At 66.4% G+C, this 14,561-nt stretch carries 14 protein-coding genes; 1 reads left to right on the forward strand and 13 read right to left on the reverse strand.

Annotation, left to right across the window (positions count from 1 at the left end; all coding sequences use genetic code 11):
• Window positions 1-111: 111 nt before the first annotated feature.
• The 7 genes from PDM29_RS12535 to PDM29_RS12565 form a co-directional block, all read right to left on the reverse strand.
• Window positions 112-2,544 (reverse strand): TonB-dependent receptor domain-containing protein, encoded by a 2,433-nt coding sequence (locus PDM29_RS12535; protein WP_311190449.1) that lies wholly within the window; start codon window positions 2,542-2,544, stop codon window positions 112-114.
• Window positions 2,545-2,679: 135 nt separating this feature from the next.
• Entirely contained in the window at window positions 2,680-3,099 is a 420-nt protein-coding gene (locus tag PDM29_RS12540; RefSeq protein ID WP_311190450.1) for a hypothetical protein, read from the reverse strand.
• 114 nt (window positions 3,100-3,213) lie between these two features.
• Complete coding sequence (locus PDM29_RS12545; RefSeq protein WP_311190451.1) at window positions 3,214-3,900, reverse strand: Fe2+-dependent dioxygenase; 687 nt, start codon at window positions 3,898-3,900, stop codon at window positions 3,214-3,216.
• Between the two features lie 11 nt (window positions 3,901-3,911).
• A complete protein-coding gene (locus PDM29_RS12550; RefSeq protein WP_311190452.1) occupies window positions 3,912-6,230 on the reverse strand; it encodes a catecholate siderophore receptor Fiu in 2,319 nt (772 codons plus the stop codon).
• A 147-nt stretch (window positions 6,231-6,377) separates the two neighbouring features.
• Window positions 6,378-6,776, reverse strand: coding sequence for a hypothetical protein (locus PDM29_RS12555; protein WP_311190453.1), 399 nt, complete (start codon window positions 6,774-6,776; stop codon window positions 6,378-6,380).
• A 109-nt stretch (window positions 6,777-6,885) separates the two neighbouring features.
• Complete coding sequence (locus PDM29_RS12560) at window positions 6,886-7,218, reverse strand: non-heme iron oxygenase ferredoxin subunit (RefSeq protein WP_311190454.1); 333 nt, start codon at window positions 7,216-7,218, stop codon at window positions 6,886-6,888.
• A complete protein-coding gene (locus tag PDM29_RS12565) occupies window positions 7,215-7,751 on the reverse strand; it encodes a GNAT family N-acetyltransferase (RefSeq protein ID WP_311190455.1) in 537 nt (178 codons plus the stop codon). The genes PDM29_RS12560 and PDM29_RS12565 overlap by 4 nt, the downstream gene beginning before the upstream one ends.
• Window positions 7,752-8,004: 253 nt before the next feature.
• On the opposite strand from PDM29_RS12565, the gene PDM29_RS12570 reads away from it, so the two are divergent.
• Entirely contained in the window at window positions 8,005-8,412 is a 408-nt protein-coding gene (locus PDM29_RS12570; RefSeq protein ID WP_311190456.1) for a hypothetical protein, read from the forward strand.
• Between the two features lie 7 nt (window positions 8,413-8,419).
• Here PDM29_RS12570 and PDM29_RS12575 read toward each other — a convergent pair whose 3' ends face one another.
• From PDM29_RS12575 to PDM29_RS12600, 6 genes are all read right to left on the reverse strand, one after another.
• Window positions 8,420-9,130 carry an energy transducer TonB family protein gene (locus PDM29_RS12575; RefSeq protein WP_311190457.1) on the reverse strand — a complete coding sequence of 237 codons (711 nt, stop codon included), beginning with the start codon at window positions 9,128-9,130 and terminating at the stop codon, window positions 8,420-8,422.
• 46 nt (window positions 9,131-9,176) lie between these two features.
• On the reverse strand, window positions 9,177-10,433 hold the full coding sequence (locus PDM29_RS12580) for a cysteine desulfurase (RefSeq protein ID WP_311190458.1): 1,257 nt from the start codon (window positions 10,431-10,433) through the stop codon (window positions 9,177-9,179).
• Window positions 10,430-11,692 carry a Fe-S cluster assembly protein SufD gene (gene sufD / locus PDM29_RS12585; RefSeq protein ID WP_311190459.1) on the reverse strand — a complete coding sequence of 421 codons (1,263 nt, stop codon included), beginning with the start codon at window positions 11,690-11,692 and terminating at the stop codon, window positions 10,430-10,432. Before sufD ends, PDM29_RS12580 begins: the two co-directional genes overlap by 4 nt.
• Complete coding sequence (gene sufC / locus PDM29_RS12590) at window positions 11,692-12,456, reverse strand: Fe-S cluster assembly ATPase SufC (RefSeq protein WP_311190460.1); 765 nt, start codon at window positions 12,454-12,456, stop codon at window positions 11,692-11,694. The genes sufD and sufC overlap by 1 nt, the downstream gene beginning before the upstream one ends.
• 66 nt (window positions 12,457-12,522) lie before the next feature.
• Entirely contained in the window at window positions 12,523-13,998 is a 1,476-nt protein-coding gene (gene sufB, locus PDM29_RS12595) for a Fe-S cluster assembly protein SufB (protein ID WP_311190461.1), read from the reverse strand.
• A gap of 16 nt (window positions 13,999-14,014) precedes the next feature.
• Window positions 14,015-14,464, reverse strand: coding sequence for an SUF system Fe-S cluster assembly regulator (locus PDM29_RS12600; protein ID WP_125361624.1), 450 nt, complete (start codon window positions 14,462-14,464; stop codon window positions 14,015-14,017).
• Window positions 14,465-14,561: the final 97 nt, after the last annotated feature.

Below are 14,561 nucleotides of genomic sequence, written 5' to 3' on the forward strand. Positions count from 1 at the left end.
TGGTTCGCAATTGATGGGGTGTCCGGCCGCTGGCCGACGCCCGACCAACGGTCGGGCGCTACCCATGGTAGGTGCCGACCGTTGGTCGGCACGCCCGTGCAAACCGTTGCGTCAGAACTTCGCGTTCAACGAAATCCAATAACTACGACGCTGGTCCTTGGTCGCGTAATCATCCACGCAGTTGAACTCGCTGTCGCTGATCAACACACACGACTGCGAGACGAAATCCTTGTCGAACAGGTTGTTCACCCGTGCATTCAAGGTCAGCCACTGGTTGATGTTCCAGCTGCCGCCCAGGTGGAAGATCGTGTAGTCCTCGTAGTAACGCACCTGCGAAGTGGCCACCCCACCCACATTGGTCACCAGCGTGTCGCGATACCGGTCATAGCGGCCTTCGCCGATCAGCGACAGGCTCACCGCGTCATTGATCTGCCAGTTCAGGCTGGCATTGGCCATGTGCTTGGCCGGGGTGGTGCTGCCGCCGACCGGCTTGCCCTTGTCCACGCCACTGGTCTGCTCGGACTTCGTGTACGTGTAGTTGCCGCGCAGCTGCAGGCTGTCTAGCAGATCCACATGCGCCGCCGCTTCCACGCCGCGGGTTTCAGCCTTGTCGATGTTCACGCTCTGGCTGAAGGTGCTGTAGCCCAGCGCCGCCCAGCCCGGGCCGACGTCCACGCAGTAGCCGCTGCCGGCCGGGGCCACTTCGCAGTTCGGGAAGGTGCCGCCGCTGGCGATCTTGTCGTCGAACTTGTTGAGGAAGCCGGTGATATTGAAGCCCCAGCGCTCGCCCTCGTAGTACGAGGCGATTTCATAGTTGGTGCTGGTTTCCGGCTGCAGGTTCGGCGAACCCACCAGCGGCAGCACGCCCTGGCCACCGAAGCCGGTCACGCCGGGGAACAGCTGATCCGGACGCGGGGTCTTGTAGCCGGTGCTGACGCCACCCTTGAAGGTCCACGCGTCGCTGGCATTCCACACCAGGTAGGCGCGCGGGCTGACATGGCTGCCGAAGATGTTGTGGTCGTCGTAGCGCACGCCCACGGTGGCAGTCAGCGCGTCGGTAAGCGCCCAGTTGTCCTCGGCGAACACCGACCACATGCGGTGCTGCTGCTTCACATTGTCACGGTAGCCGGCACCGTCCATGCCGAACACGCCGTCAATCATGTCGGTGTCGTTGTACTGGCCACCGACGGTCAGCTTGTGCGCGCCGAAGCTCATGTCCAGCATGGTGTCGAGCACGTAGCCTTCCAGTTCCATGGTGCGCAGCGGGCGCGGCAGGAACGCGTTCAGACGCGCGGCTTCGTCAGCATTGAGCGCGGTCAGCGCGTTGCCCCGACCCGCCGCACAGTAGTTGGCTGCGCCGGTACGGCGGCAGACGTCGTTCCACAGGGTCTGCAGGTCGGCGCGCTCGTCCAGGGTCAGCGGCAGCGACCGGCCCAGGTTGTTACTGGTGGTGTGGGTCAGCGTGGTCTGCCAGGTGCCGAAGCCATAGCGCCCGGTGTGGCTCAGCGCCAGCTGGTCGCGCTCGTAGCGCTGGTAGGCGGTGTAACCCACGCGCGGCTGCACCACGCGGCGGGTGATGGTGCCGGTGCCGTTCGGGTTCGGAAGGGTGGCGTTGCCCACGCGCCACAGGCTGGCGGCGCTGTCCAGGGTGCCAGTCTGGCCTTCGCTGTTGTCGTACTTCTGGCGCGAGACGTCGTAGTCCAGCGACAGGTCGTGGTCGTCATTGATGTGGAAGGCCAGGCGCACGCCGGTGTTCCAGTTGGTGTTGGCCACCGCCTTGCCGCCGCCACCGAAGCCGATGCTGCGTTCCCACAGCGTGCCATCCGGCAGGGTCAGCGCGTCCCATTCCGGGTTCGAGGCTTTGGCGTCGTAGTAGCTGCCGCGCACGGCCAGGTCCAGGCGCTCCTTCACCAGTGGGCCGGTCAGGTACACGTCGGTGGTGCGCGCGTCGCCGAACTGGTCGTCCTGCTGCACGGTGAAACCCTGGGTGATCGAACCGTGCCAGCTGTCCTGGTTGCGGCGGGTGATGATGTTGATCACCCCGCCCATGGCGTCAGAGCCGTACAGCGTGGACATCGGGCCGCGCACCACTTCGATGCGTTCAATCGCATCCAGCGGCGGCAGGTAGGCGAACTGGCCGCCGCCGAAGTTGTTCGGGTACAGCTGGCCAACGTTGCTCTGGCGGCGACCGTCGATCAGCACCAGGGTGTATTCGGACGGCATGCCGCGCATCGAGATGGTGGCGCGGCCGTTCTTGTCGGTGGTTTCCATGCCGACGTCGATGCCTTCCACGTCGCGCAGGGCGTCGACCAGGCTGGTGTACGGGCGCTTGCTCAGTTCTTCGCGGCTGACCACGCTGATGCTGGCCGGGGCGTCGGTGATCTTCTGTTCGAAGCCCGAGGCGGTGACGACCACCTGGTCCAGGGTCTTGGGATCACCGGCGACATCGGCGGCAGCGAAGGCAGGAGCGCTCAGTGCGCTGAGCAGGGCGATGCTCAGCGAGCAGCGGGACAGGGACGTGCGACGACGATGGCGCTGGGCCATGGCAGATTTCCTTGCAAAGGGTGCAAACGCGGGAAGGCCGGGGCCGAAGGCCACAGCACGGAAACAAATCAGGGGAACAGGCGTGCGACCGCAGCGGTCGGGCCAGAGCGGCGCGAATGCGCCGGGTGCGGGCAATCAGCCCTGGGGCGGTGCCTGGCCGCGCTGGACGCGCAGACCGGGAGCAGCAGGCAGCGGCGCAGCCGGTGCCGAATCGATGGCGGGAACAACGTGCGGCGGCAGATCGGCCAGGGTGGCGATCAGCGCATCAAAAGATTCAACCGTGGGCGGATGCGGTTCGCGCTCGGCCTGGGCGATTGCCCGCGTGGTGGCGGCGCGTCGCAGCTTGGCCGGGGATTCCTCGGCCAGTTCGCCGCCGCGGCGGTCTTCTGCCGGCTGCTGCAGCGCGGTTGCGGCCGCGGTGGGGGCGTGGCCGAGCAGGGGCAACCCCGCTACCAGCATCGACGGCAGGGCCAGCCAGGCCAGCACCGTCGCCAACGCCGGGCGCTGCCCGCGCATGGCGGGGGCAAAGCAGCGGTGGCGGTGTGGGTGGCGCACGCAGGAGTCCTTTCAGGATGCGGCGCGGATTGTAGTGAGATTGAAACTCAGATGCAAATAGGAATAATTTACATCGACCCTGGTAGACGACGACCGTTGGTCGTCGCGCCTGTCCTACGTCTCGCTCCAGCGCCTCAGCAGGTTGTGATACACCCCGGTCAACTGCAGCACCGCCGACGCATCCGCCCCGGTGACGCGCAGGGTTTCAATCGCCGTATCCATCTCCAGCAGCGCCCGCCGCTGGCTGTCGTCGCGCACCATGCTCTGCACCCAGAAGAACGACGCCACCCGCGCACCGCGGGTGACCGCGCTGACCTTGTGCAGGCTGCTGGACGGATACAGCACCAGGTCACCGGCCGGCAGCTTCACTTCATGCTCGCCATAGGTGTCGCTGATGATCAGTTCACCGCCGTCGTAGCTTTCGGGATCGGCCAGGAACAGCGTGCACGACACATCCGAACGCAGGTGGGTGAGCTGGCCATCCAGCTGCTGGCGCATCACTGCGCCATCGACATGAAAGCCATATTCGCCGCCGCCCTGGTAGCGGTTGAAGCGCGGCGGCAGGATCCGCAGCGGCAGTGCGGCGGCGAAGAACAGCGGATGCCGTTCCAGCGCCGCCAGCACGATGCGCCCCAGCTCGGCCTTGAGCGGGGATGCATCCGGCAACTGGTCGTTGCGTTTGACCTGCGCTCCCTGCACGCCGACCGTTTCGCGGCCGTCGGTCCAGTCAGCAGCGGCCAGGGCCTGCTGCAGATGGGCCAGTTCGTCGGGGCGCAGAACGTTCGGAACGTGCAGGAGCATGGCATGAGCCCTTAGAAGCGGTAATCCGCGCTGAGCAGGAAGCTGCGTGGCGCGCCCGGGGTGTAACGGTACCCGCTCTTGTTGATCGCGGCCACGTAGTTCTTGTCGAACAGGTTGTAGCCGTTCAAACGCAGCGACAGGCGGTCATTGAAGGCGTACGAGATCACGGCGTCGTACACCGTGTACGACTTGGTGAACGCCGGCGTGCCTACCGCGCCATCGGTGCCACGGTGCATCTGCCCGGCATAGCGCACGCCACCGCCCACGGTCAGCCCGAACGGCAGCACGTAGGTGGTCCAGCCGGTGAAGGTTTCACCCGGGGTGTAGGTCAGGTTGCGGGTGCCGTCGGCGGCCACGTTCGCGCCTTCTTCCACTTCGGTGTCGAGGTGGCTGTAGCCCGCCGACACCGACCAGTTGTCGGTGATGCGGCCGACGGTCGACACCTCAATGCCCTGCACCGACTTCTTGCCGGTCTGGGTCGGGTTGCCGGCGTCGTCCAGCACCTGGGTGTTGATCTCGTTGCTGACCTCGGTCTTGAACAGCGCGACGTTGAAGGCCAGCGCGTCATCCAGGAACGCCCACTTGGTGCCCACTTCAAAGGTCTTGGCCTTCTGCGGGTCCAGGCGCGGGTTGTCGGCGCTGCTGGCCGAGCTGCTCAGGGCGAAGTTGCTGCCGCCCGGTGGCTGCTGCGAGATGGCGTAGTTGGCGTACAGGCTGACCACGCTGCCCACCTTGTACACCGCGCCCAGCTTCCAGTTGAACAGCGTGTCCGAGTGTTCCAGCGACGGGTTGGCGATGACCGTGCCGGCCGGGTTGCTGCCGCAAGCCGGGCCGCGGCCGCCGCACACCGAGGCGCTTTCGTACTCGGTCTTGTAGTGGTCCGCACGCAGGCCGGCGGTCACCAGGAAGCTGTCACCGAACGCCAGGGTGTCGAACAGATACACCGACGAGGTGGTAGTCTTGCCGTAGCTGTTGGCACCGTTGTGCGCCCAGGTCAGGCCGGTGGCGTTCCAGTCCGGGTTGTACAGGTTGGCGGCCGACCAGGTGGTGCCGCCGGTGGCGGCCTGCCCGAAGCTTTCCAGTTCTTCGCGGGTGAACTCCAGGCCGGTGCTCAGGGTGTGACGCACTGCACCGGTAGCGAAATCGGCACGCAGGTTGAGCTGATCGGTGAGGATGGTGTTTTCCTGGTCCTTGAAGGTCGGCAGGCTGCGCGCGATCGTGTAGGTGTCCAGGTTGTTGCGGTCGGTGTAGCGGATGTTGCCGGTCGGTGCGCCGTTGGCCCCGCGGCTGCCGGTGCCCATGAAAGCGGTCAGCAGGTAGTCCTGCTCGGTGCGGCCCCAGCGTGCGGTGTTGGTCAGGCGCACGTTATCGTTGAAGTCATGCTCGAAGCGGAACGTGGCCATCTTCGCGGTGACATCGTCGTGGTCGGCGCGGGTGCCGTAGAAGTTTTCCGGATCCACCGGGTGCCCGGCCAGCTGTTCCAGTGTCGGCTGAGGGGTCCAGCCGGGCAGGCCCAGGGTCGGCACGCCGCCGTCGGGAATGTTGTCCTGGTCGACGTACAACAGGTTCAGGTAGTAGCGGGTGTTGGTACCCAGGCCGAAGCCCAGCGACGGCGCGATGCCCCAGCGCTTGTTGGTGACGTGGTCGCGGCCGGGTTGATCGTTGTCCTGCCACATGGCGTTCAGGCGCAGCGCGCTGGTCGCGCCCAGGGTCTGGTTCCAGTCCGCGGTGGTGCGTGCCTGGTCGTCAGTGCCGACCGAGACGGTGCCGGCCAGCGAATCGTGCAGGTTGGCCTGCTTGCTGACCATGTTGATCGCACCGGTCGGCGCGGAACGGCCGTTGTCGGTGCCGGCCGGGCCCTTGCTCACTTCCACCTGCTCGGTGTTGAACACATCGCGCGAGATCGAGCCGAGGTCGCGCACGCCATCCACGAAGATGCTGCTGGAGGTGTCGAAGCCACGCATGAAGATGCTGTCGCCGGTGTTGGTGTTGCCGTTCTCACCGACATAGAAGGTGCCCACGCCCGGGCTGTTGCGCAGCGCTTCGGTCAGGGTGGTGGCACCCTGCTGGTTGAACAGGTCGCTGGTGATCACCTGCACGGTCTGCGGGGTGTCCTGCAGGCTCTGGGTGAACTTGGGCGAGGACAGCTTCTCGGCCTTGTAGCCGCGCACGGCGTGCACGTCGATCTGGTCGAGGGTCTTGGCCGGATCGTTGGCGTCGGCCTGGGCGGCCAGCGGCATGGTGGCGAGGCTCAGGCCGGCGACCAGGCTGGCGGTGGCCAGGCCGGTGGCGCTGCGGGACGGGGAGGCGTGCTTGCGGCTCTTGATCATGGGTAGGTGGTCTGGAAAGGGAAACGGATGCCAGGACGCGCGCACAGGCGGGGGAGCCATGCGCGTGGGGCGTGGGACAGCAGGAACGAAAGCAGGGAAAACGCCGGGCGCGGCCCGGGGCCGAGCGGTCAGGCGCGGCGCGACAGATCAGGCCGCGCGGGGCGGAGCCTGGGACAGGTGCGAACGCGGTAATCGCGTCGCGAAGGTGAGGCTGTTGCCACGCGAGGTCTGCAGCATCCCGCGTGAACCCGCCTGTGCCCACACGAGCGGGAGGGACGCCAGCGTCGTGCTGCCATCTCGTCCAGTGTCGGGTTCGGCTTCGCCGCGTTGACCGCCTTGCGCACCGCTTTCGATGGCCACCGGAGTCGGCGTGCCGTTCTGCGCCGGTGCCGGGGCCTGGGTCAGGGCCGACAGATGCCCCATTGCCCCCGCCAGCGACGTGCCGCTGCCGCCGCTGAACGCCACCAGCAGGCACAGGGCCACCACCGCGCTGGAAACCAGTGCGATCAGGCGTGCAGGCAGGGCGGTGTCACGGGCGGAAGCCATCGGACAGGCGGACGCAGGCGAAAGGGATCGCCAAGGTAACACAAACGATAATGATTCGCATCCGTTACCGCGAGTGACACAACGTCACACCCGGTTACCGGGCGTGGGCTCAATCGCGGTCGTCGCGGGTCCAGACCCCGTCGTGTTCGCGCTTCACCGGAAATTTCGGCACCGGGGTATAGGCCGGGGCGCACAGCGCCCGACCGTCGCGCACGTCGAAGCGCGCGCTGTGCAGCACGCATTCGATGCTGCCTTCTTCGGTATTGAAGGTGCCCGAGGACAGCTCGAACTCCTCGTGTGTGCACTGGTCTTCCAGCGCATACAGCTCGCCGTCCAGGTTGAACACCACGATCGGGGTGCCGGTGACCTCGTCAAACGTGCTCTTCATTTCGCCCGGCAGCAGTTCGGCGGTGGCGCAGACGAAGGTCCAGGTCTCGCTCATGGCTGCACCACCAGCGGCTTTTCCAGCACTTCAAAGCGCAGGTCGTCGCGCTTGGGAATACCAAAGCGCTCGTCGCCATACGGGAACGGCTTCTTGATCCCGGTGCGGGCATAGCCGCGGCGCTCGTAGAAGGCGATCAGCTCGTCGCGGATGTCGATGACGGTCATCTGCATCACCGGCACGCCCCATTCGCGGGCGGCATGCGCTTCAGCGGCGTCCATCACCTGCTTGCCGATGCCGCCGCCCTGCTGGGCCGGGTCAACCGAGAACATGCCGAAGTAGCCCTTGCCGCCCTCGTCGGCGACATGTGCGCAGGCGACGAGTGCACCGTTGCGTTCGGCCAGCAGCACCGTGCTGCGCGGGCGTTCGATGTCGGCCTGCAGGCCGTGGGCGTCGATGCGCGCACCGTCCAGCATGTCGGCTTCGGTGGTCCAGCCGGCGCGGCTGGCGTCGCCACGGTAGGCCGAGGTGACCAGGGTGATCAGGGCGGGGATGTCGGCCAGGGTGGCGGCGCGGAAGGTCAGGGTGCTCATGCCCTGCATTTTAGAACAATGCGCGCGCCGCGCTGGAAGCGTCATTAGGCAGGGGCCGCGGCGAAGAGGGGGCGTCGGCATGGGATGGCGCGGATGGGCCGGAAAACGGAGCTGCATTTCAAATGGTGCGGGCGATCAGGGCCGTTTTCGCCCCCTGCGCGCCGCGAACCCGAACGGCGATGAAATGCGCGACCGAGGCGCACCGCTCCGTCGTCCTACGATGTCAGCGCTTCTTCCAGCGTGGGCGCGTGAGATGAAAAGGATGATGTGGGGCGGGCTGTGCGTGTTGCTGGTCGCCTGCGCCGGCGGCAATGAAACCGGCCCGCTGACGTCGCGGCAGCAGAGCGCGGTCGAGCAGGCGGCGCGGGCGGGCGATCTGAAAGCGATCAAGCGCCTGATCGCACACTACGACGCACTGCCGAACGAGCAGGCGGCCACCGAGCGCTGGCGCGAACGCGCGCGCGTGCTGGGCGACGCCCAGGAACTGTACTTCCAGGCGGCGCGGCGCTTTGTGGCGGCCGAGGTGGAAGTGAATGACGAGGCGCGCTATCGGCTGCTGCTGGAGGCGCATCATGCCGCGCAGCGTGCGCAGGCCAGCCACCCGGAGCGGTCCACCGAACTGCTTGAACAGCAGATTGCCCGCACGTTGGAGGCGCAATAGCGCCGGCTCAACGCATGAAAAATTCAACCGGGAACGACAGCTCCACCGGGGCCGGACGGTCTGCTGGCACCGGCGGCAGCGGTTCGGCGCGGCGGAAGGTATCCAGCGCGGCCTGGTCCAGCAACGCGTGGCCGGTGCCGTTTTCCAGCGCCAGCGCCAGCAGCTTGCCTTCGCGCGACAGGCTGACCCGCACATAGGCCACGCCCTCCTGGCGGCGCGCGCGCGCCGGCACCGGGTAACGGCGGAAGCGCTCCAGCCGTGCCATCACCCGGCCTTCCCAGCTGTCGCGTCCGGGCGTGGCCTCGCTGGGCCCGGGTGGCAGAGGTGGACTGGGAGGAGCGGCGGCCACCGAGGCCTGCTGCTGCACCGGAGCCGGTGCGTCGGTGACCGGCTTCGGCGGTGTGGGCGGGGGAATGATCCAGTTCGCCGTGTCGCGCGGTGGCGTTACTGGCAGCGGCCTGGGCGGCTGCGGTTTTTGCTGTTGCACGCGGGCGGCGTCGCGCGGGGTCGGGGCGATGACCTCTTCCACCGGGACCTCCGGCGCACGCGGGGGCAGCAGCACCAACTGGGTGCGGTCGGCCTCCGGCGGTGGCAGCTGCAGTGGCGTGCGCTGCTGGCTCCAGAGCAGGCCCGCGAACAGGCCGATATGTGCCAGAACGACGATGGCAGCGGCCAGTGGGCGCTCAAGCGCAGCAGGGGAAACCACCGGGGACGACATCGACAAGTGCGGCAATGAGAAGTGTTCTCATTGTCGCATGTTTACGTCACCCCAGCAGCTTGCGCACCTTGTTCAATGCGGTGATGAAGCGCTCGATTTCCGCATGCGTGTTGTAGAACGCCAGCGATGCGCGGCAGGTGGCGGCCACGCCGTAGTACTGCAGCAGCGGGTGTGCGCAGTGCTGGCCGGAGCGCACGGCGACGCCTTCCAGGTCGAGCAGGGTGGCCAGGTCGTGGGCGTGTGCGCCCTCGATCAGGAACGACACCACCGCGGCCTTGTCCGGCGTGGTGCCGAAGATGCGCAGGCCGTCGATCTTGTTGAGCTCTTCGGTGAAGTGCGCCAGAAGCTCGGTTTCGCGCGCTTCCACGTGCTCCAGCCCGAGCGACTCCAGGTAGTCCACCGCCACGCCCAGGCCGATGAAGCCGGCGATGTTCGGCGTACCGGCTTCGAACTTGTGCGGGGCGTCGTTGAACACGGTGCCTTCGAAGCTGACTTCCTTGATCATCTCGCCGCCGCCAAGGAACGGCGGCATCGCATCCAGATGCTCACGCTTGGCCCACAGCGCACCGGTGCCGGTGGGGCCGCACATCTTGTGGCCGGTGATGGCGTAGAAGTCGCAGCCGATGGCCGGAATGTCGACCTTGCGGTGCGGGACCGCCTGCGAGCCGTCGACTACGGTGATGATGCCGCGCTTGCGCGCTTCCCGGCAGATCTCGCGCACCGGGTTGACCGTGCCGAGCACGTTGGAAACGTGTGCTACCGCGAGCAGCTTCACTTCCGGGGTCATCGCCTTGCGCAGCGCGTCCAGATCCAGTGCGCCATCGGGGGTGATCTCGGCCACGCGGATGGTCGCGCCGGTGCGCTGGGCGACCAGCTGCCAGGGCACGATGTTGGCGTGGTGCTCCATCCGCGAGACCAGGATCACATCACCGGCCTTCAGGCGCGGGAGTGCCCACGAATAGGCGATCAGATTGATCGCGAAGGTGGTGCCGCTGCACAACACCAGCTCGTTGGCGCGCACGCTGAGGAAGCGCGCCAGCTTGTTGCGTGCGCCCTCGTAGGCGTCGGTGGCCTCGGTGCCCAGCGCGTGTACCGCGCGGCTCACGTTGGCGTTGTAACGGCGGTAGAACTCGTCCACCGCGCCGATCACCTGCACCGGCTTCTGGCCGGTGTTGGCGTTGTCGAAATACACCAGCGGCTTGCCGTGCACTTCCCGCATCAGCAGCGGGAAGTCCAGGCGCACGCGGTCCCAGTCGGGCGCGTCGATGGTGTCGCCGAGCGGGCGCGGCGTGGACAGGTTCATGCCACGCCTGCCTGGGCCAATGCGAGGTCGAGCTGGCGGCGCAGCTGTTCGGTCAGGCGCGCGTCCAGTGCGTTCAGCGGCTCATGGCAGAACGCGGCGCTGAGCAGGGCCTGCGCCTGCGGTGCCGGCAACCCGCGCGAGCGCAGGTAGAACAGTGCATTGGCATCCAGCTGACCGACGGTCGCGCCGTGCGCGGCCTTCACCTCATCCGCGTCGATCACCAGCGTCGGCTGGGTGTCGATCTCAGCATCGGCCGACAGCAGCAGGTTCTTGTTGGACAGATTGGCATCGGTGCCATCGGCACCCGCACGGATATGGATGCCGCCGTGGAAGACCACGCGGCTGCGGTTGGCGGCAACACCCCGCCACAGCATTTCCGAGTTGGTATCGCGGGCGATGTGCTCGATGCCCAGGCGCGTATCGACGTGGCGGCGACCATTGCCAAGCAGCACGCCGTTGGCGGTCAACTGGGCGTTGTCGCCTTCCAGGCGCACGTTGAGCTCGTGGCGGCTCAGTGCGGCACCCAGTTCCAGGTCGATGCGGCGGTACTGGGCATTGCGGGCCAGCACGGCGTCGGTGCGCAGCAGGGTGGTGGCCTTCGCACTGTCGGCCTGCACGCGGGCGTGCGAGAGCACGGCGTCCTGCGCCAGGTGCACGTGCACCAAGGTGTTATCCAGGTGCGCGGCATCACCCACATGCAGGTGATGCTCGACCACGCCCAGGGTGGCACCGGCGCGCAGCTCGATAAGATGCCGGTGGTGCCAGGCCAGGTCGGTGTCGCCGGCGGCGCTGATGAACACCAGCTGCAGCGGAACCTCGATCTGTGCGCCGTCTTCCACGCGCACCAGTACGCCTTCATCAGCGAGGGCGGCATTGAGGCGGGCAAACACTTCCTCGCTGCGCTCGAAGCGGCGGCCGAGGAAGCGCAGGGCTTCTTCGCCATCCTGCAGAGCAGACGACAAGGTCTGCACCTGCACACCAGCCGGCAGGCCGCTCAGGTCGCTCAGGGCCTGCACCGGGCGGCCGTTGACGAACACCAGCCGCGGCGACGCAATGTCGGTCAGCAGGGCAGTATCCACGCTCGGCGCGGTCAGCGGTGCCGGGCTGAAGCTGCGGCGTTCCAGCTGGCGCAGCGAGGTGTACTTCCAAGCTTCGCTGCGCGGGCCGGGCAGGCCGGCCAGCAGGGCAGCATCGAGCTCGGCGCGGCGCGCATCGCTGCCGCAGAAGCCGTTGGCAAGGGAATCGAGCAGCGCGCTCATCAGACCGCTGCCTCCGGGACCACACGGTTCTTCAGAAAGTCATAACCGTGCGCTTCCAGCTGCAGGGCCAGTTCCGGGCCACCGCTCTGCACGATCTTGCCGTCGGCCAGCACGTGCACCACGTCCGGCTTGATGTAATCGAGCAGGCGCTGGTAGTGGGTGATGACCAGGAACGAACGGTCAGCCGAACGCAGCGCGTTGACGCCGTCAGCCACGCTCTTGAGCGCGTCGATGTCCAGGCCTGAGTCGGTTTCGTCGAGGATCGCCAGCTTCGGTTCCAGCACGGCCAGCTGGAAGATCTCGTTGCGCTTCTTCTCACCGCCGGAGAAACCTTCGTTGACGCCACGGTGCAGCAGCTCGTCCTTCAGGTGCAGCACGGCCAGCTTCTGGCGCACCAGCTTGAGGAACTGCATGGAATCCAGTTCGTCCTGGCCGCGGGCCTTGCGCTGTGCATTGAGCGCGGCACGCAGGAAATAGGTGTTGTTCACGCCCGGAATTTCGACCGGGTACTGGAAGGCCAGGAACAGGCCCGCGGCAGCGCGCTCTTCCGGTTCCAGGTCCAGCAGGTCGGCGTCTTCAAACTGCACGCTGCCTTCGCTGACCTCATAGCCGTCACGGCCCGCCAGCACGTTGCCCAGGGTGGACTTGCCGGCACCGTTGGGACCCATGATGGCGTGCACTTCGCCGGGCTTCACGGTCAGCGACAGGCCCTTGAGGATTTCTTTCTCGCCGATGCGGGCGTGCAGGTTTTCGATCTTCAACATGTGACAAATCCCGTAGTGCCACGCCCTGCGTGGCAATCAATAATTCAAATGAAGCCGCGCGGGTGATTAACCGACCGACCCTTCCAGCGACACTTCCAGCAGCTTCTTGGCTTCCACCGCGAACTCCATCGGCAGTTCACGGAACACCTGTTTGCAGAAGCCGTCGACAATCATCGACACCGCGTTTTCCTGGTCGATGCCGCGTGCGCGGCAATAGAACAACTGGTCGTCGGAGATCTTCGAGGTGGTTGCTTCATGCTCCACCGTCGCACTCGGGTTTTTGACCTCGATGTACGGGAAGGTGTGCGCGCCGGAGGTCTTGCCGATCAGCAGCGAGTCGCACTGGGTGTAGTTGCGCGCGCCGTCGGCATTGCGGTCCACCTTGACCAGACCACGGTAGGTGTTCTGGCCACGGCCGGCGCTGATGCCCTTGCTGACGATCTTGCTCTTGGTGCGCTTGCCGATGTGGATCATCTTGGTGCCGGTGTCGGCCTGCTGGCGATGATGGGTCAGCGCCACCGAGTGGAACTCGCCCACCGAGTCGTCGCCCAGCAGCACGCACGAGGGGTACTTCCAGGTGATGGCCGAGCCGGTTTCGACCTGGGTCCAGGTCACCTTGCTGCGCGCACCACGGCATTCGGCACGCTTGGTGACGAAGTTGTAGATGCCGCCAACGCCGTTCTCGTCGCCCGGGTACCAGTTCTGCACCGTCGAGTACTTGATTTCCGCATCTTCCAGCGCGACCAGCTCGACCACCGCGGCGTGCAGCTGGTTTTCATCGCGCATCGGCGCGGTGCAGCCTTCGAGATAAGACACGTAGGCCTTGTCTTCGCAGATGATCAGGGTGCGTTCGAACTGGCCGGTGTGGCCGGCGTTGATACGGAAATAGGTGCTCAGTTCCATCGGGCAGCGCACACCCTTGGGAATGAACACGAAGCTGCCATCGGAGAACACCGCCGAATTCAGCGCGGCGAAGTAGTTGTCGCCCACCGGCACCACGCTGCCCAGGTACTGCTTGACCAGCTCCGGGTGCTCCTTGATGGCCTCGGACATCGAGCAGAAGATCACGCCCTTCTCGGCCAGTTCCTTGCGGAAGGTGGTGCCGACGGACACGGAGTCGAACACCGCGTCCACGGCCACGCCGGCCAGCTTGGCGCGCTCATGCAGCGGCACGCCCAGCTTGTCGTAGGTGTCCAGCAGTTCCTTCGGCACTTCATCCAGCGAGGCGTACTTCGGGCCCTTCGGCGCGGAGTAGTAGCTGAGCGCCTGCAGGTCGATGGCGGCGATCTGCAGCTTCGCCCAGTTCGGCATCGGCATGGTCAGGAAGTGCCGGTAGGCGTCCAGGCGCCACTGGGTCATCCATTCCGGCTCGTCCTTCTTGGCCGACAGGGCACGGATGGTGTCCTCGTCGAGGCCGGGCGGCAGCGAGTCCGATTCGATGTCCGTGATGAAGCCGGCCGAATACTTGCGGCCGAGCTGCTCATGGATCTCGCGGTTGGGGGTGTCGCCGGAGGCAACGGTGTCGATGATTTCGGTGGCCATGGGGGCTGCCTGTGGATCAGGAGACGACATCCGCCGCAATGCGGCGGGGGGCGTCAGCAACGGGAATAGGGGGCAGGATCTGGGCCAGGCTGACCTTGCGCAGTGCTTCGGACACCACGTCGTTGATCATCCGCCAGCTGCTGCGTGCGCCGCACTTGAGTTCACGGCCGCACTGGCTGTGGTCGTGCGCGCATTCGGTCAGGCCCAGCGGACCTTCCATCGCTTCCACCACCTCGAACAGGCTGATCTGGTCAGCCGGACGGGTCAGGCGGTAGCCGCCGCGCACGCCGCGCAGGCCTTCCACCAGCCCGGCCTGGGCCAGGGGCTTGAGCAGCTTGCTGACAGTGGGCGGTTCCAGGCTGGCGTATTCGGCCAGCTCGGTGGCGCTCAGGACATCGCCCGGACGGGCGGCCAGCACGGAAAGCACCACAGTGGCGTAATCAGTGAGCTTGGTGACGCGGAGCATGGGAAGGGCGGGGTTGTAAAGCGGACTGAAATTGTACGCTTTTATGTCCCGGCATCCAACCCATCCTGTTCAGGTGGTGGAAACCTTCGGCCGGGCG

The sequence above is a fragment of the Stenotrophomonas oahuensis genome (assembly GCF_031834595.1).
Classification (GTDB): domain Bacteria; phylum Pseudomonadota; class Gammaproteobacteria; order Xanthomonadales; family Xanthomonadaceae; genus Stenotrophomonas; species Stenotrophomonas oahuensis.